The 24,070-nt window shown below is 67.2% G+C and carries 19 protein-coding genes and 1 tRNA gene; 7 read left to right on the plus strand and 13 right to left on the minus strand.

Going from position 1 to position 24,070, the window contains the following annotated elements; all coding sequences use genetic code 11:
• Positions 1-74: 74 nt before the first annotated feature.
• The 4 genes from UC35_RS19280 (at position 75) to UC35_RS19295 (ending at position 6,637) form a co-directional block, all read left to right on the plus strand.
• Positions 75-1,304, plus strand: a complete 1,230-nt coding sequence (locus tag UC35_RS19280; protein ID WP_061502577.1) for a TolC family protein — start codon at positions 75-77, stop codon at positions 1,302-1,304.
• Positions 1,301-2,806: an efflux RND transporter periplasmic adaptor subunit gene (locus UC35_RS19285; RefSeq protein WP_061502579.1), complete on the plus strand. Its 1,506-nt coding sequence runs from the start codon at positions 1,301-1,303 to the stop codon at positions 2,804-2,806. Before UC35_RS19280 ends, UC35_RS19285 begins: the two co-directional genes overlap by 4 nt.
• Positions 2,803-5,934 carry an efflux RND transporter permease subunit gene (locus UC35_RS19290; protein WP_061503941.1) on the plus strand — a complete coding sequence of 1,044 codons (3,132 nt, stop codon included), beginning with the start codon at positions 2,803-2,805 and terminating at the stop codon, positions 5,932-5,934. The genes UC35_RS19285 and UC35_RS19290 overlap by 4 nt, the downstream gene beginning before the upstream one ends.
• 67 nt (positions 5,935-6,001) lie before the next feature.
• Positions 6,002-6,637 carry a methyltransferase family protein gene (locus UC35_RS19295; RefSeq protein ID WP_227820386.1) on the plus strand — a complete coding sequence of 212 codons (636 nt, stop codon included), beginning with the start codon at positions 6,002-6,004 and terminating at the stop codon, positions 6,635-6,637.
• A gap of 154 nt (positions 6,638-6,791) precedes the next feature.
• On the opposite strand, the gene UC35_RS19300 is transcribed toward UC35_RS19295, so the two are convergent.
• From UC35_RS19300 to UC35_RS24120, 3 genes are all read right to left on the minus strand, one after another.
• On the minus strand, positions 6,792-7,895 hold the full coding sequence (locus UC35_RS19300; protein WP_082793398.1) for an OmpA family protein: 1,104 nt from the start codon (positions 7,893-7,895) through the stop codon (positions 6,792-6,794).
• Positions 7,896-8,229: 334 nt separating this feature from the next.
• Positions 8,230-8,303, minus strand: a tRNA-Gly gene (locus tag UC35_RS19305).
• A 33-nt stretch (positions 8,304-8,336) separates the two neighbouring features.
• Positions 8,337-9,077 carry an SGNH/GDSL hydrolase family protein gene (locus tag UC35_RS24120; protein ID WP_061502586.1) on the minus strand — a complete coding sequence of 247 codons (741 nt, stop codon included), beginning with the start codon at positions 9,075-9,077 and terminating at the stop codon, positions 8,337-8,339.
• A gap of 178 nt (positions 9,078-9,255) precedes the next feature.
• Between UC35_RS24120 and UC35_RS24525 the strand changes: the two genes are divergently transcribed.
• Entirely contained in the window at positions 9,256-9,789 is a 534-nt protein-coding gene (locus tag UC35_RS24525; protein WP_082793604.1) for a helix-turn-helix transcriptional regulator, read from the plus strand.
• A 17-nt stretch (positions 9,790-9,806) separates the two neighbouring features.
• Here the strand turns inward: UC35_RS24525 and UC35_RS19320 are convergent, their stop codons facing one another.
• The 8 genes from UC35_RS19320 to UC35_RS19355 form a co-directional block, all read right to left on the minus strand.
• Positions 9,807-10,025, minus strand: a complete 219-nt coding sequence (locus UC35_RS19320) for a DUF1059 domain-containing protein (RefSeq protein WP_061502591.1) — start codon at positions 10,023-10,025, stop codon at positions 9,807-9,809.
• A gap of 140 nt (positions 10,026-10,165) precedes the next feature.
• Positions 10,166-11,638 (minus strand): NAD-dependent succinate-semialdehyde dehydrogenase, encoded by a 1,473-nt coding sequence (locus tag UC35_RS19325; protein WP_061502592.1) that lies wholly within the window; start codon positions 11,636-11,638, stop codon positions 10,166-10,168.
• 54 nt (positions 11,639-11,692) lie between these two features.
• A complete protein-coding gene (gene gabT, locus UC35_RS19330; protein ID WP_145979552.1) occupies positions 11,693-12,961 on the minus strand; it encodes a 4-aminobutyrate--2-oxoglutarate transaminase in 1,269 nt (422 codons plus the stop codon).
• A gap of 24 nt (positions 12,962-12,985) precedes the next feature.
• Positions 12,986-14,440 (minus strand): gamma-aminobutyraldehyde dehydrogenase, encoded by a 1,455-nt coding sequence (locus UC35_RS19335; protein ID WP_061502594.1) that lies wholly within the window; start codon positions 14,438-14,440, stop codon positions 12,986-12,988.
• A gap of 14 nt (positions 14,441-14,454) precedes the next feature.
• Complete coding sequence (locus tag UC35_RS19340) at positions 14,455-15,267, minus strand: ABC transporter permease (protein ID WP_061502596.1); 813 nt, start codon at positions 15,265-15,267, stop codon at positions 14,455-14,457.
• Positions 15,257-16,222 (minus strand): ABC transporter permease, encoded by a 966-nt coding sequence (locus UC35_RS19345; protein WP_061502598.1) that lies wholly within the window; start codon positions 16,220-16,222, stop codon positions 15,257-15,259. Before UC35_RS19345 ends, UC35_RS19340 begins: the two co-directional genes overlap by 11 nt.
• A 16-nt stretch (positions 16,223-16,238) precedes the next feature.
• Positions 16,239-17,255, minus strand: a complete 1,017-nt coding sequence (locus UC35_RS19350) for an ABC transporter ATP-binding protein (protein WP_061502600.1) — start codon at positions 17,253-17,255, stop codon at positions 16,239-16,241.
• A gap of 4 nt (positions 17,256-17,259) precedes the next feature.
• Positions 17,260-18,420, minus strand: coding sequence for an ABC transporter substrate-binding protein (locus tag UC35_RS19355; protein WP_061502601.1), 1,161 nt, complete (start codon positions 18,418-18,420; stop codon positions 17,260-17,262).
• A 135-nt stretch (positions 18,421-18,555) separates the two neighbouring features.
• Between UC35_RS19355 and UC35_RS19360 the strand changes: the two genes are divergently transcribed.
• Complete coding sequence (locus UC35_RS19360; RefSeq protein ID WP_061502603.1) at positions 18,556-19,473, plus strand: LysR family transcriptional regulator; 918 nt, start codon at positions 18,556-18,558, stop codon at positions 19,471-19,473.
• Positions 19,474-19,490: 17 nt separating this feature from the next.
• Here UC35_RS19360 and UC35_RS19365 read toward each other — a convergent pair whose 3' ends face one another.
• On the minus strand, positions 19,491-20,006 hold the full coding sequence (locus UC35_RS19365) for an LEA type 2 family protein (protein ID WP_061503943.1): 516 nt from the start codon (positions 20,004-20,006) through the stop codon (positions 19,491-19,493).
• 104 nt (positions 20,007-20,110) lie between these two features.
• Here UC35_RS19365 and alaS point away from each other — a divergent pair, with 104 nt between their 5' ends.
• Positions 20,111-22,744, plus strand: coding sequence for an alanine--tRNA ligase (gene alaS / locus UC35_RS19370; protein ID WP_061502604.1), 2,634 nt, complete (start codon positions 20,111-20,113; stop codon positions 22,742-22,744).
• A 63-nt stretch (positions 22,745-22,807) separates the two neighbouring features.
• On the opposite strand, the gene UC35_RS19375 is transcribed toward alaS, so the two are convergent.
• A complete protein-coding gene (locus tag UC35_RS19375) occupies positions 22,808-23,962 on the minus strand; it encodes an ABC transporter substrate-binding protein (RefSeq protein WP_061502606.1) in 1,155 nt (384 codons plus the stop codon).
• Positions 23,963-24,070 lie beyond the last annotated feature (108 nt).

The raw sequence follows: 24,070 nt of genomic DNA on the forward strand, positions 1-24,070 counted from the left end.
CTCTCCGTCGACAAACCGGCGTCGCCGCGGCTTGCCCGCTGGCCGACATCCGCATCCTTGTCCTCGGAGATTTCATGTTCTCACGCTCTTTTCCAGCAGCTGCCGCTCTGGCCGCGCTGCTTCCCCCTCTGGTGGGGGCCGCTCCCCTTGGCCTTGAGCAGGCGCTTGAGCTAGCCGCGCAGCGTTCGCAAACCGTCCGGTCCGCACGGGCCAGCGCTTCGGGCGCAGCAGAGTCCGCGCGTGCCGCGGGGCAACTGCCCGACCCGATGCTCAATGTGGGCATCGAAAACCTCCCGGTGACCGGCCCCGACCGGTTCCGCACCACTGCTGATTCCATGACCATGAAGCGAGTGGGCATCAGCCAGGAATGGATACCTTCCGAGAAGCGTGCCTCCCGGCAAGCTGCCGCCCAGGCGCAGGTCGGACGCGAATCCATCCTGGAGCAGGTGGCGCTGGCGGACACCCGACTGCAAACGGCGCTGGCGTATGTCGACGCCTACTATGCCGGCGAGAGCCTGAAGCTCACGACGGCAACCGAGCACCATGTGCATGAGGAACTCGAAGCGGCGAAGGCCCGACTCGCGTCCTCAGCGGGGAGCACTCAAGAGGTGCTGGCCATGTCGGCCGCCCGCGGCGTCGCGGAAGACGAATCCGCGGATGTCCAGCAAATGCAGGCCACTGCGCTGGTCACCTTACAGCGGTGGGTGGGCGTGCAGCCTGACTCTCTCGCTGCACCGGTACTACCCACCCTTCACAGTGAAAAGACATACGTGGCCGCACACCCCGCAGTCCTGCAGGCGTATCGCGACATCGACGTAGCCCGAGCTGAAGCGTCCGCAACGGCGGTGAACCGCAGGCCCAACTGGACCTGGCTCGCGTCCTATGGCCAGCGCACCGGCTTCTCCGACATGGTATCCATCGAGGTCAACATTCCGCTAACAGTCGCTCCCGGTGAACGACAGGACCGCGAAACGGCCGCCAAGCTGGCGCTGGTCGACAAGGCTGAAGCCGCCCTCGACGAAGCCACGCGCATGGCAAGCGCCGAGTTCCTCAGCTTCGCCAGCGACGTGCAGCGCCTCGCCCAGCGCGTCGAGCGCTACCGCGCCAATGTCATCGCCCCGGCGAGCCAGCGGACCCAGGCGGCTCTGGCGGGCTACCGCTCCAACCAGGTGACCCTGATGACGCTTTTCGAGGCCCGGCACGCCGAAGTCGAGGCCCAACGCAAGCTCCTCACTCAGCAGCGCGACCTCGCCAAAGTCCAAGCGCAGCTTGCTTTCAAACCCGTTCCCGGAGGTGCCCCATGAAGCGCACGCACGTTGCAGCCGCCGTCCTCGTTGCTGTCGGCCTTGCCGCAGGGGGATTCATGGCAGGCCAACACTTCGGGGCGCCAACGGAGAGAGTGGCCCGCGCGACTGAGCAGCAGGGCGAGCGTAAGGTCCTGTACTGGCACGACCCCATGGTCCCCGGCCCACGGTTCGACAAGCCGGGGAAATCGCCGTTCATGGACATGCCGCTCGTCCCGGTCTACGCCGACGAGCAGAACGAAACGGGCGTGAAGGTCAGCCCCGGGGTTCAACAGAACCTGGGTATCCGCACGGCCACCGTGACGCGCGCCCAGGTGGCGAGTTCGTTCGATGCGATCGGCACGGTGCAATTCGACGAACGGCTGACGCAGGCCGTGCAGACCCGTGTGAATGGCTACGTCGAGCGCCTGCGGGTTCGCGCCCCCATGGAGTACGTCCGCAAGGGGCAGCCGCTCGCGACCATCTATGCGCCCGACTGGTTGGGGCCGCAGAACGAGTATCTGGCCCTGAAGCGCGCCGGTGTTTCGGAGGACATCCTGGCCGCCGCACGCGAGCGGATGCGCGCCATGTCGATTCCAGATGAACTGCTGCGCCAGAGCGAGCAGTCGGGGGTGGCACAAGCTCGTTTCACTGTGACAGCACCGCTGAGCGGGGTGGTCGCGGAGCTCGGCGTCCGCGACGGCGTCGCAGTGAACCCTGGCATGACGCTTTTCCGCATTGCAGGCCTCGAAAGGGTCTGGGCAGTGGCGGAAGTTCCGGAGGCGCAAGCAGTGCGCCTCGTGCGAGGGCAGAAGGTCAAAGCGGCACTGCAAGCAGATGCGTCCCAGACCTTCGACGGCGAGCTGAAGGAAATCCTGCCGCAAGTCAGTTCAAACACGCGCACCGTGCAGGCTCGGTTCGAAGTGGCGAACAAGGGGGGGCGGCTCACGCCGGGCATGCTGCTGCGGCTGCAGGTCGCGGGCCCGGTGAGCTCGCGCCTGGTCGTGCCCGCGGAGGCGGTCATCCGAACAGGATCCCGCGCCGTGGCAATCGTGCGGAAGGAGAGCGGCACCTTCGAGCCGCGCGAAGTTGCCCTTGGCGCTGACCTGGGGGACCAACTGGAGATCGCCCAGGGTCTGAACGAGGGTGAGCAGGTGGTGGCCAGCGGCCAGTTTCTGGTGGACTCGGAGGCCCGGCTGAAGTCCGTCCTGGGCGGCATGGCTGCGGCAGGGCAGGCTGCGCCCGCGGCAAGCGCGCCGGCTTCACAGATGAAGGCACCTGCGGCAAGGGGCACGTTCACCGCACAAGGCAAGGTCGAGAGCGTGGAGCCTGACAGCATCACCATCTCGCATGAGCCGGTTCCGGAGCTCAAGTGGCCCTCCATGACGATGGGCTTCAGCAAGCCGAACCCGCAGGCCTTTCCTGGCGTCAAGCCCGGTGACTCCATCCGCTTCGAGTTCAAGAAAGGCGGGCCGATGGGATGGGAGCTCGTAACGGTACAGCCGGCGGGAGCGGGCAAGTGACGGCCGCCGTCATCAAGTGGTCCATCCGCAACCGGTTTCTGGTGCTGATTGCAACGGCATTCATTGTCCTTGCCGGCATCTGGTCGGCGCAGCGGATGTCGCTGGACGCCTTGCCCGACCTCTCGGACACCCAGGTGATCGTGCGGACGCCCTACCCGGGAAAGGCGCCCCAAGTCGTCGAGGATCTGGTCACCTACCCATTGACGACCACGATGCTGAGCGTCCCTGGAGCGAAGGTCGTGCGTGGCTACTCGTTTTTCGGTGACTCGTTCGTCTACGTCCTCTTCGACGACAAGACCGACCCGTACTGGGCTCGCTCTCGCGTCGTGGAATACCTGAACCAGGTGCAAAGCCGGCTGCCTTCGGGCGCGACTGCGTCGCTCGGACCGGATGCCACCGGTGTGGGCTGGGTGTACGAGTACGCCTTGGTCGACCGCACCGGCAAGAACGACATCTCTCAATTGCGAGCCCTGAATGACTGGTTCCTGAAGTTCGAACTCAAGATGGTCCAGGACGTGGCCGAGGTGGCGAGCATCGGCGGCATGGTTCGCCAGTACCAGGTGGTCATGGATCCGGACCGCATGCGAGCGCTGGGGGTGACGCAAGCCATGGTGACCGAGGCGCTGCAAAAGGCGAACCAGGCCGCCGGAGGGTCCGTCGTGGAGCTGGCAGAAGCCGAGTACATGGTGCGCTCGCGCGGCTTCCTGCGCTCGCTGGACGATTTCCGTTCCATTCCCATCAAGGTGGCAGGAACGACGCCCGTGCTACTGCGGGACGTGGCCTTCGTTCAGATCGGGCCGGAGATGCGGCGCGGGATCGCCGAGTTGGACGGCGAAGGCGAGGTCACGGGTGGGGTCGTGGTCATGCGCTCCGGCAAGAATGCCCGGACCACCATTGAAGCGGTCAAGTCCAGGCTGGAGGCCCTCAAGTCCAGCCTGCCGGCCGGCGTGGAGGTGGTCACGACCTACGACCGTTCGCTCCTGATTGACCGGGCGGTGGACAACCTGACGCGAAAGCTGATCGAGGAGTTTGCAGTGGTGGCGCTCGTGTGCGCCGTTTTCCTTTTTCATCTTCGCTCGGCATTCGTCGCGGTCGTCACGCTGCCCGTCGGCGTCCTGGCGGCGTTCGTCGTGATGCAGTGGCAAGGTGTCAGCGCCAATATCCTGTCTCTCGGCGGGATGGCCATCGCCCTCGGGGCGATGGTGGATGCCTCCATCGTGCTGATGGAGAACGCGCACAAACACCTGGAGGCCTTCGAGCATCAACATGGAAGGGAGCCCACGCTCGCTGAACGCTGGCAGCTGATGACGGACGCTTCCATCGAGGTCGGACCGGCGCTCTTCTTCTCGCTGCTCGTGATCACGCTGTCCTTCGTGCCGGTGTTCACCCTGGAAGCGCAGGAGGGGAAGCTGTTCTCCCCTCTGGCGTTCACCAAGACCTATGCCATGGCGGCCGCAGCCGGCCTGTCCGTCACGCTGGTGCCGGTATTGATGGGGTACCTCGTTCGCGGGCGCATACCGCATGAGGCGTCCAATCCCCTCAACCGGTTGCTCGTGGCGATCTACCGCCCTGCGTTGGAGACTGTCCTGCGCTTTCCGAGGGCGACGCTTGCGATGGCGGCCGTCCTCATGGCCGTGACGATCATCCCGGTGGCACGGCTCGGTGGCGAGTTCCTGCCTCCATTGGACGAGGGCGACCTGTTGTACATGCCGTCTGCCTTGCCCGGACTGTCGGCATCCAAGGCCGCGGAACTGCTGCAGCAGACCGATCGCCTCATCAAGACCGTTCCGGAAGTGGAGCGAGTGTTCGGCAAGGCCGGCCGTGCCGACACCGCCACGGACCCCGCGCCGCTGGAAATGTTCGAGACGACCATCCAGTTCAAGCCGCGTTCCCAATGGCGTCCAGGCATGACACCGGACAAGCTGGTGGACGAACTGGACCGAGTGGTCACGGTGCCCGGCCTGTCGAATGTGTGGGTGCCACCGATACGCAACCGAATCGACATGCTGGCGACCGGGATCAAGAGTCCTGTGGGCATCAAGGTCGCCGGCGCCGACCTGGCCACGATCGATCGCCTCACGGGGCAGATCGAGGCGGCCGTCAAGAAGGTACCGGGAGTGTCTTCGGCGCTTGCGGAAAGGCTCACGGGCGGCCGATACATCGATGTTGACGTGGATCGGCAGGCGGCAGCACGGTACGGTCTTTCCGTCGCAGATGTCCAGGCCATCGTGTCCGCCGCCATTGGAGGAGACAACGTCGGCGAGGTCATCCAGGGTCGGGAACGATTTCCGATCAATGTGCGATACCCCCGGGAAATCCGCGACTCGCTCCAACGCCTGAGGGAGCTTCCCTTCGTGACTCAGAGCGGCGCCCAGCTGCTGCTGCAGGAAGTCGCCCGCATCAACATCCAGGACGGACCGCCGATGCTGCGCAGTGAAAACGCTCGACTCTCCGGATGGGTCTACGTGGATGTTCGAGGCAGGGACTTGCGCTCCGTCGTACAAGACATGCAGGCAGCTGTCGCCAGCGGCATCAAGCTGCCTGCCGGCTATTCCGTGTCATGGTCCGGGCAGTTCGAGTACCTGGAACGTGCGACCGAGCGGTTGAAGATGGTGGTGCCGGCGACATTGGCCGTCATCTTCGTGCTGCTTTACCTGTTGTTCCGATCCTTCAGGGACGCCGGCCTGGTCATGGCGGCGGTGCCGTTCTCACTGGTCGGGGGCTTCTGGCTGGTATGGGCGCTGGGACACAACGTCTCGGTCGCTACCGCAGTGGGGTTCATCGCCCTGGCGGGCGTTGCTGCGGAATTTGGGGTGGTGATGCAGGTGTACCTGAAGAACGCCTATTCCAGACGGCTAGCGGCCGGTGAACCGGCCAACGAACAGACCTTGCTGGCAGCGATCCGGGAGGGCGCCGTTCTACGCGTCCGACCGAAGGCGATGACAGTCGCCGTGGTCATGGGTGGCTTGCTTCCAATCCTGGTCGGGACCGGAACCGGCTCGGAGGTCATGACCCGGATCGCAGCGCCGATGGTGGGCGGGATGATCACTGCGCCACTTCTTAGCATGCTCGTCATACCCGCTGCGTGGTACTTGCTGCATCGACAGCGCTCGGCCGTCCTGGAGTAGGGGCTACGTCGTGGTCCCGGCGCGGGGTCAGTTGAGGTCGCCCTGGACGTGTTGTATGAGGCTGTAGATGTTCACAGTCCTGTGGGCGCCGCTCCGGATCGCCTGTCATGGTTCAACCATGACTTCACGTCAAACGCTTCGCGCAGGACATCACGCGACGCCAGCGCTCATCCGTACGATTCGCGGCGGCGTCGCGTATGCTCCTATCGTGCAGCGCGCCGCCGCGATCATCGGTTCCGCGATCTTCCTGGTTATCGCTCCGGGCACGCTCGCCGTGTACGTCCCTTGGTACCTCACGCACTGGCACTTCGCGCCTCCGCTATTCCCGATCGCGCGCGTGCTCGGCGCCGCCCTGATCGTCGCCGGGTTGCCCATCTTGCTCGATTCGTTCGCTCGCTTCGCGTTGCAGGGCCTCGGTACACCGGCGCCCGTGATGCCTCCCAAACGCCTCGTCGTCACCGGGCTCTATCGCTACGTCCGCAATCCGATGTACGTCGCAGTCACGGCGTTGATCGCCGGCCAGGGCCTCCTGTTCGGGAGCGTCACGGTGCTGCAGTACGGCGCGATCTTGTGGGCCGGATTCTTCTTGTTCGTTGTCGCCTACGAAGAGCCTGTGCTGGGCGAGCAGTTCGGCGACGAGTACAAGCGCTACCGGGCGAACGTGAGGCGATGGTTGCCGCGCATCACCCCATGGCGCGGGTAGGTGGTAAGAACGCTGCGTGCGCGTCGTCGTCCAAACCGGCGCTGCATCAGCTAGACAATGCCGTGCCCAAAAAAGGAAGCCACCCGAAGGCGGCTTCCATCAACACTTCAAGTGAACGCCTAGCCGTGAGGGAGCCCTTTGCCTTGCCGGCCGCTCAGGGCATCTGCTCGCCGGTGGCGCGAATATCGATCCGGCGATTCGGCTGCAGGCAGGCGATCAGGTCGGAGCGCTTCTTGGCCTTGCCCTGGGACTTGCACTCGGCTTCCGTGATCTTGAGATCGGATTCGCCGCGGCCCTCCGTCTGGATCATTGCGGCCGGAACGCCGCGGCTGACCAGGTAATCGCGCACCGCGTTGGCCCGGGCCAGGGACAGACGCTGGTTGTACTCGGCCTTTCCCAGCGGGTCCGTGTGGCCGACGATGGCGACCGAACGCAGCTGCACGTTCGAAGACCGGATCTCCGCGAGCGCGTTGTCGATCCGGGTGCGGCCGGCACTCGTCAATTCCGCCTTGTCGAAGGCGAATGTGCCATCCCCGGCAATGCTGACGGTACGCGGCTGCGGAGGCGGGGGCGGCGGCGGGGGCGGCGGCGGGGGTGGGGGCGGCGGCCGCGGCGCTATCGGTGGTGGCGGCGGCGGAGCGGCCTGCGCGACGCGCGGCGCCGCGCCGAAGGGGATTTGCAGGCCCACGCTGAACAGCCAGTCATCCAGGTGACCCTGGCGGTTGACGAACTGGTCCCGGTTGTCGTCGAAACGGTAGCGTGCGTCGAGGACCAGGCGGCCCCAGGAGAACGGCCACACGGCGCCGGCACCGAGATTGGCCATGGCGCTGGTTTTGCTCCCGCTGCCCACCGGGGCACTCACCTCGTCCTTGATGGCGCCGATGCCGCCGACGAGATAGGGCTGCAACCTCCCCGCCCTCCAGAGCTCGAAGCCTTGGCGCCCGAGGAAGAACCACTGCCCATCCAGGGTTCCGCTCCAGTTCTTGAACTTTCCCGAACCGACGTCGAGATCGAGTTCCTCGTACATGAGGCGCAACTCGACGTTCCAGTAGGGGTTGATCGCCTTGCCGAACGCCAGCCCGCCACCCCAACCATTGTCGGCCCGGCGATCGTCGTCGGGAACCACGTAGCTTCCGAACGGCGTGACGTACCAGCGATCGTCGAAATACGCGCTCGGTGGATAGACGGACTGCGCGAGGCAGCTCACGGAGGGAATGGCAAGCGCGCAGCAAACGGACAGGGCGCGTCGATCGAACATGGCAAGCCTCACACCTTGTTGCTTACAGGATCGCGTTCTAAGCGAACAAGGGCAAACTTAGGATGTTCCAACCTCGGCCATTCGCTCAGAAGCAACCAAGTGCAGGTCGCTTCTGGGGGGCAGAGCAATTCCGCATTTCGAATGTTCCAGTCGCTTTATCACCCACGAGTTGGAAAAAAGCGAATCGCGGCTTGCATGTGCCTGGCGCATGGTGCGGGCATGGATCTGCAAGCGAACCGCTCCAGATCGGCCGCCTGACGGCGGAGACCGCAGTCCCAAGCACACGCAGCCAGGAAAAAAGGCGCCACGGGCGCCTTCTACGAGTCTTCAACAGTGGAGCGGGCGATGGGAATCGAACCCACGTCTTGAGCTTGGGAAGCTCAGGTCCTGCCATTGAACGACGCCCGCGTAGCAGGCGCCATTCTACTAGAGGCTCGGCATTCACCAGCCCTTGGCGTCGAGGAGCTGCTTGACCCGTTCGGCCACCACGATGGAGCCTTCGTTGCGCAGGTGGATGTGGTCGAAGCGCAGCGAGCTGGGCACCACGTCGTTCTGGAAATCGGCCACGTCCTGCGCGCTATTGGGGTTGTAGCGGCTGACCAGCCAGGCGCGCATGTCGAAGTAGTTATCGGGGTAGAGCTGCGCGAGCTCGTTGTTCAGCGCGACGATGGTGTTGTACACGGCGCCACCGCGGATTTCCTCGGGCGTGGCGGCGTTGACCACCCCGAGCACGAGGAAGCGGTTGTTGCCGGGCACCAGGTGGGCGATCGAGGCGGCCAGGTCGGCCTTGATCGTGGCCGGCTGGTCCGGGTTGTTCGCGCCGTACCAGAGCACGGTGATCCAGTTCGTCATGCTGTTGTCGGTCAGCTGGCGCGCGGCGATCTGGGTCGATGTCTCGCCCGTGACGCCGCCGTTGAAGACCGTGCGGTTGGACACCATGGTCTGCAGGTTGAGCGCGAAGAAGGGCGTCAGGGAGTCGCCCCAGCAGGCGATGTTGGACGAGAGCACCGGTGGCGGGCCGGACGGGGGCGCCGGAGCGGGTGCGGGTGGCGCCGGTGCCGGTGCGGGTGCCGGCGCGGGCGGCGCGCCCGTGACATCGCTGGTTGCGGACCCGCCACCGCCGCCGCCGCAGGCGCCCACCAGCACCGAGCCCGCGTAGATCACCGCCGTTCGCCTGTCCATGCGCCGTTGCTCCCAAGTTCGGGCCGATTCTGGGAGAGCGTTCCCTCAGGCGTATGTCAGACAAGTGCATCAGCCGGCGGTGGATCCCGTGAAGCTGAGCCCTACAGGAGGTTGCGATTCCAGGTTGGCGCAGTGGCGTTCCTTGGCCTATACCCCAGCGCGAATGGAGACGACGGCCATGGACCACCTGACGCGCGACGACTATGCGTCCGCATTGCGGCTGCTGGCTTCACTGGAAACGCAGGCCAGGCAGCCCGAGCGATTCGCCCGCGCCTGCGTCGCCGCCATGCGCGCCTGGCTGCCATCGGTGAGTGTCAGATTCGACGTCGGCGATGCGCACCCGGCCGTCCGCCGGGGCGAGCTCGAACTGCCGCTGTCGCGCCGGGCCCGGATCCGCCTGGAGCGGCGCGCCGGCACCTTCAGCGGGCGCGACCGGCAGCGCATGGAACTGCTGCGGCCGCACCTGGCTTACCTCTACCGCCAGGCCTGCGAACGCAGCGCACCGGCCTCACCCGGGCAGGAAGACGCCTGCCTCACGCCCCGCGAGCGCGACGTGATGAGATGGCTGTCGTATGGAAAGACCGATGCGGATATTGCCCAGCTGCTTTCGATCAGCCCGCGCACGGTGCACAAGCACCTCGAGCACATCTATGTGAAGCTGGGCGTCGAAACCCGCACCGCGGCGGTGATGCGGGTGCGCCGTCTGGCCTGACGGGTGGCCGCCCCGGCTTAGAGCGTCGCGCGTCCCGGTTCTTCGACGGGCGGCGTTCCCATCCGGATGGCCGCGGCGATCCGGGTGCGGAACTCGGGGGTATCTTTGTGGCCATGCACCGCGACGGCGTGCTGCACGGCCGCCTCGACCAGCTCTTTCTCGCTGTCCGCCGAGATCGCGACGGTGCAGTTGCTCTCGCTCGGCATTTCGCGGCAATCTATGTATTGGCGTGCCATGGAAGCGCTCCTTCGAACCCAGGGGTAGGGAAGGCTGAACAGGTCCCTCGTGGGGACGCGTCAGCCCTGCCTTCATCGTGGAGCGCGGGCGCGGCAGGCCCAATACGCAGGATTGCGTACATCCGTGGCGCTCGCGCCCGTCACTTCAGCACGTCGCCGACGCACAGGTACTTGATCTCCAGGTACTCGTCCATGCCATGGTGCGAGCCTTCGCGTCCCAGGCCGGATTGCTTCACGCCGCCGAAGGGCACATGCTCGGTCGCGATGATGCCCACGTTGATGCCGACCATGCCGTACTCCAGCGCCTCGCTCACGCGGTAGATCCGGCCCACGTCGCGGCTGTAGAAGTAGCTGGCCAGTCCGAACTCGGTGTTGTTGGCCGCGGCTATGGCCTCCTGCTCGGTTTTGAACCTGAACACCGGGGCGAGCGGCCCGAAGGTTTCCTCGCGCGCGCACAGCATCTCGCCGGTGGCGCCGGAGATCACGGTGGGCTCGAAGAACTGGCCTTGCAGCTTCTTGCCGCCGACCACCACCTTGGCGCCCTTGGCCAGCGCGTCCTGCACATGGCGCTCCACCTTGTCGACCGCGGCCGGCTCGATCAGCGGGCCCTGCACTACGCCGTCCTCGAAGCCATTGCCGACCTTCATGGCCTTGACCTTGGCCGCGAACTTCTCGACGAAACGGTCGTAGATGCCTTCCTGCGCGTAGATGCGGTTGGCGCACACGCAGGTCTGGCCGGCGTTGCGGTACTTGCTGGCGATCGCGCCATCGACGGCCGAGTCCACGTCGGCATCGTCGAACACGATGAAGGGCGCATTGCCGCCGAGTTCCAGGCTCAGCTTCTTGACCGTGGGCGCGCTCTGCGCCATCAGGATGCGGCCGACTTCCGTCGAGCCGGTGAAGCTGATGTGGCGCACGGTGTCGCTGGCGCAGAACACCTTGCCGACGGCGCTGCTGTGGGAGGTGGTGAGCATGTTGAGCACGCCCGCCGGGATGCCCGCACGCAGGCCCAGCTCGGCTGCCGCCAGGGCGGTGAGAGGCGTCAGCTCGGCAGGCTTGACCACCACCGGGCAACCCGCCGCCAGCGCGGGCGCGACCTTGCGCGTGATCATCGCCAGCGGAAAGTTCCAGGGCGTGATGGCGACGCACACGCCGATCGGCTGGCGGATCACCATCAGCCGGCGGTTGTTGTCGAACTGCGGCAGCGTCTCACCGTTGACCCGCTTGGCTTCCTCGGCGAACCACTCGACGAAGCTGGCGCCGTAGGCCACTTCGCCCTTGGCTTCGGCGAAGGGCTTGCCCTGTTCGGCGGTCATCAGGCGCCCCAGGTCCTCCTGGTTGGCCATGAGCAGGTCGAACCACTTGCGCAGGATGATGCTGCGCTCCTTGGCGGTCTTGCTGCGCCAAGCCGGCCAGGCGGCGTTGGCGGCGGCGATGGCCTGCTCGGCTTCTGCCGGGCCGAGATCGGCGACGTCGGCCAGCTTGGCGCCGGTGGCCGGGTCGTGCACGTCGAAGCGGGCGGGGCCTTTCACCCATTCGCCGTTGACCAGTGCGTCGGTCTTGAGCAGGCTCGCGTCCTTCAGGAGCGCGAGCGGGGAACTCTTCATGTCCATGGCGGTCTCCGTTCCTTGCCTCCCGATTCTGGCCTCATTCCAGCAGCCGGGGCGTCACGCCTGCAACAGCGCCTGCTCGAGGATGCCAAGCGCTTCGTCGAACAGCGGCTGGGGGATGGTGAGCGGGAACAGGAAGCGCAGCACATTGCCTTCATTGCCGCAGGTCAGCAGGATCAGCCCATGGGCCAGGGCATGCTGCTGCACCGCGCGCGCGAAGGCGGCGTCGGCTGCACCCGAGGCATCGCGGAACTCGCAGGCCACCATGGCGCCCAGGCCACGCACGTCGGCGATGCGGGGCTGGCGCGAGCGCATCGCTTGCAGCCGCTCCTTGAGCTGGCTGCCCAGCGCGGCCGCGCGTTCGGGCAGGCGCTCGGCCTGCATCACCTCGATGACGGCGTGGGCCGCCGCGATGGCGACGGGATTGCCGGCGTAGGTGCCGCCGAGGCCGCCGGGCGGCGGCGCGTCCATGATCTCGGCGCGCCCGGTCACCGCCGACAGCGGCATGCCGCCGGCCAGCGACTTGGCGATCGTCATCAGGTCGGGCGCGACGCCGTAGTGCTCCATCGCGAACAGCTTGCCGGTGCGGCCGAAACCGGTCTGGATCTCATCGGCGATCATCAGGATGCCGTGCTCGTCGCACAGGCGCCGCAACCACTGCACGGCTTCCGGCTGGATGGCATTGAAGCCGCCCTCGCCCTGCACCGGCTCGAACACGATGGCCGCCACGCGCGTGGGGTCGATGTCGGCCTTGAACAGCAACTCCATGTGCTCCTGCGTCGCCGCGAGGTCGGCGCCGACGGCGGGGAAGGGCAGGTGGTACACCTCGGGCGCGAACGGGCCGAAGCCCGCCTTGTAGGGGTGCACCTTGCCGGTCAGCCCCACGGCGAACAGGCTGCGGCCATGGAAGGCGCCGGCAAAGGCGATCACGCCGCTGCGGCGGGTGGCGCTGCGGGCGATCTTGATGGCGTTCTCGATGGCCTCCGCGCCGGTGGAAAACAGCGCCGTCTTCTTGGGGAAGTCGCCCGGGGTGAGCTGGTTGAGTTTCTCGGCCAGCGCCACGTAGCTCTCGTAGGGCACGACCTGGTAGCAGCTGTGCGTGAACCGGTCGAGCTGCTTGCGCATGGCCTCGATCACCGCCGGATGGGCATGGCCGGTGTTGAGCACGGCGATGCCGCCGGCGAAGTCGATGAAGCGGCGACCTTCGACGTCCCACAGCTCGCTGCCCTGCGCGCGCTCGGCAAAGAACGTCGCCATCACGCCCACGCCGCGTGGGGTCGCGGCGGCCTTGCGCGCCTGTAGCACCTCGTTCATGGACTGCTTCACGATAGGCTCCTTACAACTGGACCCTTACAACTTCGCCATCACGTGGCGGACCACCGTGTAGTCCTCCAGCGCATACATCGACATGTCCTTGCCGTAGCCGGAGGACTTCATGCCACCGTGCGGCATCTCGTTGACCAGCATGAAGTGGGTGTTGATCCAGGTGCAGCCGTACTGCAGGCGGCTGGCCGCGCGCATGGCCTTGCCGATGTCCTGGCTCCACACGCTGGAGGCCAGCCCGTACTCGGAGTCGTTGGCCCAGCCGATCACCTGGTCGGCATCGGAAAAGCGCGTGACCGACACCACCGGGCCGAACACCTCGCGCTGCACGATCTCGTCGTCCTGGCGCGCGCCGGCGATGACGGTGGGCTCGTAGAAGAAGCCGTTGCCGGCGCGCACCTTGCCGCCGGTGGTGATCTCCATGTGCCCGGCCATCTGCGCGCGCTCGACGAAGCTGGCGACGCGGTTGCGCTGCCGGTCGGAGATCAGCGGGCCGATCTCCACGCCGTCCTCGTCCTGCAGCCCGGCCTTGATCGAGGACGCGGCCGAGGTCAGGTCCGCCACCAGCCGGTCGTAGATCTTCGCTCCGGCATAGACCCGGCAGGCCGCGGTGCAGTCCTGGCCGGCGTTGTAGTAGCCGAAGGTGCGCAGGCCCTCGACCACGGCGGCGAGGTCGGCGTCGTCGAACACGATCACCGGGGCCTTGCCGCCCAGCTCGAGGTGGGTGCGCTTCAGCGTCGTGGAGGCCGCCTGCAGCACCTTGCGGCCGGTGGCCACGTCGCCGGTGAGCGAGACCATGCGCACCTGCGGGTGCTCCACCAGCGGCTGGCCCACGCTGCCACCGCGGCCGCAGATCACGTTGAGCACGCCCTTGGGCAGGATCGCAGACGCGAGCTTCGCGAACAGCAGGGCCGTGAGCGGCGTCTGCTCGCTCGGCTTGAGCACCACGGTGTTGCCGGCCGCCAGCGCCGGGGCGGTCTTCCAGGCCGCCATCATCAGCGGGTAGTTCCAGGGCGCGATCGAGCCGACCACGCCGACCGGGTCGCGCCGGATCATGCTGGTGTGGCCCGCGAGGTATTCACCGGACACCGCGCCCGTCATGCACCGCGCCGCGCCCGCGAAGTAGCGGAAGCAGTCGGCGATGGCCGGGATCTCGTCGCCCAGCGCCCGCGCGTACGGTTTGCCGCAGTTCAGCGACTCCAGCCGCGCGAACTGCTCGCCGTTCTGCTCGATCATGTCGGCGATGCGCAGCAGCAGGCCGCCGCGTTCCGCCGGCGTGGTCCTGGCCCAGCCCTCGAAGGCCCGGCTGGCGGCGGAGACCGCGCGCTGCAGCTGTTCGGGCGAAGCCTCGTGCACTTCGCACAGCACCTCGCCGGTGGCCGGGTTGAGGATCGCTTCGGCCGGGCCTTCGCCCCGTACCGGTTGGTGGTCGATCAGCAGCTCGGTGGGAAAACTGATGCGGACATCCTTCGCATGACCCATGTTGTGTGCTCCTTCTACCGGTGGGGGGTGTCCTCGCCGCTGCGGGTGAGCCAGTAGGCGGCGATGATGGGAATGAAGGTGAGCGCGATGATGAACACCGCGACCACGTTGGTGACGGGACGCTGCCGGGGCCGGATCAGCTCCTGCAGCATCCAGATCGGCAGCGTCGTCTGCTGGCCGGCCGTGAAGGTGGTGACGATCACCTCGTCGAAACTGAGCGCGAAGGCCAGCAGCGCCCCGGCCAGCAGGGCCGAGCCGAGCTGCGGCAGCAGCACATGGCGAAAGGTCTGGAAGGCGTTGGCGCCCAAGTCCATCGAGGCTTCGATCAGCGAGGGGCTGATGCGGCGCAGCCGGGCGATGGCGTTGTTGTAGACCACCACCACGCAGAAGGTGGCGTGACCGACGACGATGGTCCAGAACGAGAACGGGATCTCCAGCGTGTGGTAGGCCGAGCGCAGCGCAATGCCGGTCACCACGCCGGGCAGGGCGATCGGCAGGATCAGCAGCAGCGAGATCGCCTCCCGGCCGAAGAACTGGGTGCGCGCGAGCGCCCCGGCGGCCAGCGTGCCCAGCACCAGCGCGATGGCGGTGGCCCACAGGGCGACCTGCCCCGACAGCAGGATGGCGTCCCACACGTCGGCGCGCTGCAGCGCGACGCCGAACCACTGGGTGGTCAGGCCCGGCGGCGGGAAGACATAGCTCTTGTCCTCGCTGCTGAAGGCGTACAGCACGATCAGCGCCAGTGGCACGTGCAGGAACAGCACGCCGGCCCAGGTGGCCAGGCGCAGCCCGAGCGGGGCGGCGGGGCGGGCGGCGTCAGAGCGCATCGAAGGCCCCCTTGCGCTTGGCCAGCCACAGGTACACGCCGATGATCAGGATGGGCACCAGCGAGAAGGCCGCGGCGAACGGCAGGTTGCCGGCCACGCCCTGCTGCCGGTACACCACCTGGCCGATATAGAGCGTGGAGTTGCCGATGACCTGCGGGATGATGTAGTCGCCCAGGGTGAGCGAGAACGAGAAGATCGATCCCGCGGCAATGCCCGGCATGGCCAGCGGCAGCGTCACCTGGCGGAAGGTCTGCAGGGGCGAGGCGCCCAGGTCGGACGAGGCTTCCAGCAGCGAGGGCGGGATGCGTTCCAGCGCGGCCTGGATCGGCAGGATCACGAAGGGCAGCCACATGTAGACGAACACCAGGAAGGTGCCGATCGGCGAGAAGCTGAGCGAGTTGCCGCCGATCACCGGCGTGGCCAGCACGGCGTCCAGCAGCCATTGCAGGTGCAGCGCCTGCGCCAGCCAGGAGATCGCGCCTTCCTTGGCCAGCAGCAGCTTCCAGGCGTACAGGCGCACCAGGTAACTGGACCACAGTGGCAGCATGACGGCCACGTAGAGCAGGGCCTTGCCGGCGCCGCGCGCGTGCCGCGCCATGTAGTAGGCCACCGGCAGGCCCAGCGCGATGCAGGCGAGCGTGACCAGCGTGGCCATGGTGATGCTGCGCCAGGCCACGTCGAGGTTGGCCGGCTCCAGGATCTCGCGGAAGTTCTGCAGCCCCAGCTCGCGCACCACCTGCCCGGAGAAGTCGTCGAGATGGAAGAAGCTGTTGGCCAGCAGCGCGAACAGCGACCCGAGGTAGATCACGCCGAACCACAGCAAGGGCGGCGCGATCAGCGCGCCCACCAGCAGCCCGCGCCGCGTGTAGAGCAGCGTGGACACCCGGTCGAGCCATCCGCCACGCGGCGCGGCCAGGCCGGCGGCCTCCACCGTGGGCGCGACCGAGACGTTCATGGGCGTCCTGTGGCGTCTAGGCCAGGGCCGTGTCGGCAAGCGCGTGCACCGCCTGCGCATCCCAGTGCAGGTGCACGGCCTCGCCCACGGCCGGCACCGGCTGCGCGAGCTGGGCCACGTCGGCCAGCAGCGACGCGCCTTCCGCCCGCGCGACGCGGATGCGCCAGAAGGCGCCGAAGTACTGCACCTCGCTCACGGTGCCGGTGGCCTGGGCGCCCTCGGGCGGGCCGAGGCGCACGCGCTCCGGCCGGATCATCGCGGCCCCGTGGCCGGCCAGGCGCTGCGCGTCCGACCCGTGCAGCACGTTGGCGGTGCCCACGAATTCGGCGACGAAGCGGCTGGCCGGACGGTCGTACAGCTGCGCCGGCGTGGCGACCTGCTCCAGGCGTCCGCGATGGAACACCCCAATGCGGTCGCTCATGGACAGCGCCTCGTGCTGGTCGTGCGTGACGAACACGAAGGTGATGCCCAGCCGGCGCTGCAGGCCCTTCAGCTCGCTTTGCATCTGCTCGCGCAGCTTCAGGTCCAGCGCGCCCAGCGGCTCGTCCAGCAGCAGCACCCGCGGCTGGCTGATCAGGGCGCGGGCCAGCGCCACCCGCTGGCGCTGGCCGCCGGAGAGCTGGCCCGGCTTGCGCGGCGCCGCGTCCGCCAGGCGCACCATCTCCAGCAGCTCGCGCGCGCGCTTCTCGCGCTCGGTGCGCGCCACGCCGCGCACCATCAATGCGTAGCCTACGTTGTCCAGCACGCTCATGTGCGGGAACAGCGCGTAGTCCTGGAACACGGTGTTGACCGGCCGGGCGTAGGGCGGCCGGCCGGTCACGTCCTCGCCGTGGATACGGATGCTGCCCGCGGTCGGCAGCGTGAAGCCGCCGATCATGCGCAGGCAGGTCGTCTTGCCGGAACCGGAGGGGCCGAGCAGGGTGAAGAACTCGCCCGGTGCGATGTCCAGGCTCACGTCGTCCACCGCGCGGACCGCGCCGCCGCCCGAGCCGAACGTGCAGGACACGCGCTCCAGGCTGACGGCTTGGGTCATGGCTTCAGCGTCCACCGAGGACCGCGATGTAGTCGGACACCCACTTGTGATAAGGCACGCACTGGTTGTTCTGCGACTTGCACTGGGTGACCGGCGTCTTCCAGAACGAGATCTTCTCGAAGTCGTTGTAGCCCTGGCGCGCGCAGCCGTCGTCCTTGAGCAGCGCATTGCCCTTGCACGCGGCCGGCACCGACGGCACCGATCCGAACCAGGCGGCCAGGTCGCCCTGCAGTTTCGGGTTGAGCGAGTGCTCCAGCCACATGTAGGCGCAGTTGGGGTTCTTGGCGTCCGAATGCATCATGGTCGTGTCCGCCCAGCCCGTTGCGCCCTCGACCGGCACCACAGTGGCGACCGGCGCCTTCTTGCTGCCCAGGATGTTGGCCTGGAACTGCCAGGAGCTGGAGGCCACCACGCCCTCGTTGGTGAAGTCGTCGATCTGCACGAACGCGTCATGCCAGTACTTGCCTACCAGCTTGCGCTGCGCGCGCAGCAGGTCAAGCGCGGCCTTGTACTGGGCCTCGTTCAGCTCGTACGGGTCCTTGATGCCTAGGTCGGGCTTCTTCTTCATCAGGTACAGGGCCGCATCGGCGATGTAGATCGGCCCGTCGAAGGCCTGCACGCGTCCCTTGTTGCTCTTGCCGTCCGGCAGGTTCTGTTCCTCGAACACCACGGACCAGGAGTTGGGCTTCTTGTCGCCGAACACCTTGGTGTTGTACATCAGCACGTTCCAGCCCCACTGGTATGGCACACCGTAGTGCGTGTTGTTCTCGAAGTGCCACGACGCCTTCTGCAGGCGCGGGTCGACGTTCTTGAAGCTCGGGATCAGGCTGACGTTGATCGGCTGCACCTTCTTGCCGCGGATCAGGCGCGTGCTCGCGTCGCCCGAAGCCGTCACCAGGTCGAAGCCGCCCTCGTTCATCAGCGCCACCATCTCGTCGGAGGTGCCGGCGGTCTTCACGTTCACCTTGCAGCCGGACTTCTTCTCGAAGTCGGTCACCCAGTCGAAGTTCTTGTCGGTGGCGCCGCGCTCGATGTAGCCGGGCCAGGCGACGATGTCCACGCGCCCCTCACCCTTGCCGACCTGCTTGCGTGGCTGTTGGGCGAGGCTGGCAGTGGCCAGGGCCGCGCAGCCAATGGCAAGCGCAGCAAGCTTCAGAGCATTCATGGCTTTCTCCTTGGGTTGGAAGCGAGGGCAATGTAGCGTTGACGGCTGGGCCAGCGAAGTTCAATATTCGGTGCGAGGGATATCTGTTTTCCAGATATCACGGGTTAACCCCTAAGCATCCGCGATTGCCCAGCCTTGCAGCGGCACTTCACGTTCAAGCAATTCCGCTACTTCCTGGCGGTGTCCGAGACCGGCTCGGTCGCCGCGGCCGCGCGCATGATCAACATCGCCCAGTCGGCCGTGACCAGTTCGATCCTGGAACTGGAAGCCACCTTGGGCACCCGCCTGTTCGAGCGCACCTCGCGCGGCATGGCGCTGACGCAGGCCGGGCACCGCTTCCAGGCCAGTGCGCGCAAGGTCATCTCAGCCGTGGCGGAGGCGGGCATGATCGACCGCGGCCGGCAGGAGACGCTGACCGGCACGCTCGACATCGGCGTGACCAGCCTGGTGGCCGGCTACTACCTGGCTGACCTGTTCGCGCGTTTCCAGCGCTCGCATCCCTCGGTGCGGATCAGCGTGGTCGAAGACACCCCGCAGTTCCTGGAGCACCTGCTGGTCAATGGCGAACTGGACCTGGCCATCATGGTGTCCAACGCGCTGGGCGACCCGCAGGCGCTGGTGGTGGAACTGCTGACCAGCTCCCCCAACCGTGTCTGGCTGGCCTCCAGCCACCCGCTGGCCGAGCACAGCGAGATCAGCCTGGCCGAGTGCGCGGCGGTGCCGCAGGTGGTGCTGGAAGCCGACCGTGTCGAGGGCGTGATGCGCGCCGTCTGGTCGCGCTTCGGCCTGCACCCCGACGTGCTGCTGCGCACGGGATCGCTGGAGGCGGTGCGTTCGCTGGTGGGCGTGGGAGCGGGCATCACCATCCTGCCCGATTTCCTTTACCGCCCGTGGACGCTGGATGCCGACCACATCGAGGTGCGCAACCTGCGCGACGCGGTGCCCAGCATCGACGTGGGGCTGGTGTGGCGGCGCGGCACGCGCACGCGCGACGTGGTCTCGGAATTCATCGAGATCGCGCGCGAGCAGTCCGGGGCGACGCGGCGCAGCTGAAGCGCGGCCGCCAACCGTCACTCGGTCCGTACCGGAACGGAGTCGCCGAAGCGCGAAAGGTCGAGCTCGCCTTTTGACTCGAAGCGCACCGCACTGAAGGTGGGACCGGCGATCTTGCCCTTGAGCGCGTAGGGAATGGGCGCTCGACTGCCGCCGCTGCTGGTGCTGGTGAACATGCCGAGCGCCACGCGTGCGACGCGCAGCGCCGAAATGGTCACTGGCACCTCCAGCAGGGTCTCGCCGAAGCGAGGCACGGTGCCCGTGGCGTCGCTCACACCGCTGGCAACCGTGGCCCCATTGACCTGCAGCTCCACGAAGACGCCGCTGAAGTCGATTGGCGCCTCGTTGGGGTTCTGCACGCGCAGTTTGCACAGGAAGCGAAATTCCATGCCCTGGCCGTCCAGCGGGTCCAATCCGACCACGAGCACCTGCACCGGGTCGCTCGCGGGCGTGGCGCAACCCGCCAGCAAGGACAGGACGGCAAGGCGCTGCAAGGCCTGGCGACGCCGCATCAGCTCGAGCTCGTTGGGCATGGCGCCGAGGATGCCCCCGATGCGCAGGCGATGCAAGGTCGGCCGTGCTGCCCGCTTCGCCGCTTCGGCGCGGCGGAGCTGAAACCTATAATCGAAAGCTTGCCATGACCTCATCTAATCGCCCCCTTTTCACCGTCGCTGAGATCCGCCAGAGCTTCCTGGATTTCTTCAAGGACAAGCAGCACACCGTGGTCGCTTCCAGCCCGCTGGTGCCCGGCAACGACCCGACGCTGATGTTCACCAACTCCGGCATGGTGCAGTTCAAGGATGTGTTCCTCGGCACCGACAAGCGCCCGTACGTGCGCGCCGCGTCGGTGCAGGCCTGCCTGCGCGCCGGCGGCAAGCACAACGACCTGGAGAACGTGGGCTACACCGCGCGGCACCACACCTTCTTCGAGATGCTGGGCAACTGGAGCTTCGGTGACTACTTCAAGCGCGAATCGCTGAAGTGGGGCTGGGAACTGCTGACCGAGGTCTACAAGCTGCCCAAGGAAAAGCTATGGGCCACGGTCTACATCGACGACGACGAGGCCTACGACATCTGGACGAAGGACATCGGCGTGCCGCCCGAGCGCGTGGTGCGCATCGGCGACAACAAGGGCGCGCGCTACGCCTCGGACAACTTCTGGATGATGGCCGACACCGGCCCCTGCGGCCCCTGCTCGGAGATCTTCTACGACCACGGCCCTCATATCGCCGGCGGCCCGCCCGGCTCGCCAGACCAGGACGGCGACCGCTACATCGAGATCTGGAACCACGTGTTCATGCAGTTCGACATGCAGCCCGACGGCAGCGTGCGCAAGCTGCCCGCGCCCTGCGTGGACACCGGCATGGGCCTGGAGCGCCTGGCGGCCATCCTGCAGCATGTCCACAGCAACTACGAGATCGACCTGTTCGACGCCTTGATCAAGGCCGCGGCGCGCGAAACCGGGATCAAGGACCTGGAGAACCCCTCGCTGAAGGTGATCGCCGACCACATCCGCGCCACCTCCTTCCTGGTGGCCGACGGCGTCATTCCTTCCAATGAAGGCCGGGGCTACGTGCAGCGCCGCATCATCCGCCGCGCCATCCGCCACGGCTACAAGCTGGGCCGCAAGCAGCCCTTCTTCCACAAGCTGGTGCCGGACCTGGTCAAGCTGATGGGCGAGGCCTACCCGAACCTCGCCAAGGGCGAGAAGCGCATCATGGACGTGCTCAAGGCCGAGGAGGAGCGCTTCTACGAGACGCTCGCCAACGGCATGGAGATCCTGGACTCGGCCCTGGGCGGCGGCCAGCAGGCGCTGCCGGGCGAAGTGGCCTTCAAGCTGCACGACACCTACGGCTTCCCGCTGGACCTGACGCAGGACGTCTGCCGCGAGCGCGGCGTCGGCGTGGACGTGGCGGGCTTCGATGCCGCCATGGAAAAGCAGAAGGCAGCCGGCCGCGCGGCGGGCAAGTTCAAGATGGACCGCGCACTGGAGTACGCCGGCGAGGGCAACCAGTTCGTCGGCTACGAGAAGCTGGAGCAGGCGGGCAAGGTCGTGGCGCTGTACATCGATGGCACCGCGGTCGAAGAGCTCAGGGCGGGCCAGGACGGCATCGTGGTGCTGGACACCACGCCGTTCTACGCGGAAAGCGGCGGCCAGGTGGGCGACGCCGGCGCGCTGGAGTTCGGCCACTTCCGCTTCGACGTCGAGGACACGCAGAAGATCAAGGCCGACGTCTACGGCCACCACGGGCACCTGCCGCAGGGCGTGCTGAAGGTGGGCGACAGCGTGACGGCCAAGGTCGACATGGCCCGGCGCCACGCCACCATGCGCAACCACTCGGTCACGCACCTGATGCACAAGGCCCTGCGCGAGGTGCTGGGCGACCACGTGCAGCAGAAGGGCTCGCTGGTCGACGCCGACAAGACCCGCTTCGACTTCACGCACAACCAGCCGGTGACCGAAGAGCAGGTCCGCGAGATCGAAGCGCGCGTCAACGTCGAGATCCTGGCCAACCAGGCGACCCAGGCCCGCGTGATGGACATCGAATCGGCCAAGGCCACCGGGGCCATGATGCTGTTCGGCGAGAAGTACGGCGACTCCGTGCGCGTGCTGGACATCGGCACCAGCCGCGAGCTGTGCGGCGGCACGCACGTGGAGCGCACCGGCGACATCGGCCTGTTCAAGGTCGTGTCCGAAGGCGGCGTGGCCGCCGGCATCCGCCGCGTCGAAGCGGTGACCGGCGCCAACGCACTGGCCTACCTCCAGCAGCTGGAAGCTGCGGTGAACCAGGCCGCCGGCACGCTCAAGGCCGCGCCCACCGAACTGCAGGGCCGCATCTCGCAGGTGCTCGACCAGGTGCGTGCGCTCGAGAAGGAAGTGGCCCAGCTCAAGGGCAAGCTCGCGTCCTCGCAGGGCGACGATCTGGTGGCCCAGGCGGTCGACGTGAAGGGCATCAAGGTGCTGGCGGCGCGCCTGGACGGCGCCGACGCCAAGACCCTGCGCGAGACCATGGACAAGCTCAAGGACAAGCTCAAGACGGCCGCCATCGTGCTGGCCTCGGTCGAGGGCGGCAAGGTGCAGCTGGCGGCCGGCGTTACGGCCGACAGCATGGGCAAGGTCAAGGCCGGCGAGCTGGTGAACTTCGTCGCCCAGCAGGTGGGCGGCAAGGGCGGCGGCAAGCCCGACATGGCCATGGCCGGCGGCACCGACGCCGGCAAGCTGCCCACGGCCCTGCAATCGGTGCAGGGCTGGGTCGCCGAACGCGTCTAGCCGGTCGTCGGCCGGTGCCCGGTGCTCGTCAGCGATGGCGAGCCGCCGGGGCGCTGCCTAATTTCAGCGGACGATCTTCCCGTCGGGCGTGATCGACACCAGGTCGATGGCGCGCACCGAGTCGCGCACGCCGGCGCGCAGGTTGATGCGGAAGCCGCCGACGTCGTAGTCGGTCATGGCCGCCATGGTCTTCTGCAGGCTGGCCTTGTCCCAGGTCTTGCCGGCGCGGCGCACCGCCTCGGCCAAGGTCTTGGCGGCGATGAAGCCTTCCAGGCCCTCGTACGAGGGTGTCTGGTCGGAGTTGTCGATCGCGGCGAGGTACTCCTTCACGATCGGCGTGGCCGACTGCCTGGGCGAGGGCACCACCTGCGACACCACCACGCCGCCGATGTCCTTGCCGAGCGCGGTGAAGAGCGGATCGATGCCCACCACCGAGAAGTTCAGGAAGCTGCCGATGTAGCCCGTCTTGCGCATCTTGCGGATGAAGGCGGCGGTGGAGTTGAACAGCGACACCTGCAGCACGGCGTGCGGCTGGGCTTTCAGGATCGTCGCGACCGCCTCGTCCACCTTGTCGCTGTTGACCGGCACGAAGGCCTGCGCCACCAGCGGCGGCAGCTTCTGGTCCGCCATCGCCTGCTGGATGGCGGCGAGCCCGGCCCGGCCCATGGCGTCGTCCTCGGCCACCACGGCGAGCCGGTCCTGGCCCAGGGTGGCGCAATGCCGAACCATCTTGAAGGCCTCGTCCGAGAGGCTGGGCCGCACGTGGAACACGTTGGCGCGGTTGCGGTCGCGCAGCTTGTCCGAGGCGGCGAAGGGCGCGAAGAACAGGGCGCCCTCCTTGGTGGCCAGTTCACCGGCGGCATCGGTGGTGCCGGTACCCACGAAGCCGAACAGGATGTCGGCGCCGTCGTCGAGCAGCTTCTTGGCGTTGGCCGCGGCCTTGGCTGCGGTATAGCCGTCGTCCATCTGGCGCAGCTCGAAGGTCCAGCCCGGGTTGTTCTTGCGCGCGTTGAACTCGTCGAAGTAGAGCTTGGCGCCGCCGGCGAATGCCAGCCCGATCTGGTCGGCCGCGCCGGTGAGCGGCACCGACTGGCCGAGCACGATCTTGCGCGGCCCGGCCGCCGCCTTGCCCTGGGCCCAGGCGGCGCCCGGCAGCCCCCAGCTGGCGAGCGTGGTCGCCAGCACCGTACCCAGCAATTGCCTGCGATCCTTGTTCATCTTGATTCCTCCCGCGCCCCCTGGGCGCAATGCTGAGCCGAACGATACGCCGAAGGGTGTGCCTCGACAATAAAAAGCCGGCCTTAACCCCGGCGGCCTAGCTGGTTA

It is taken from the genome of Ramlibacter tataouinensis (assembly GCF_001580455.1).
Lineage (GTDB): Bacteria > Pseudomonadota > Gammaproteobacteria > Burkholderiales > Burkholderiaceae_C > Ramlibacter > Ramlibacter tataouinensis_B.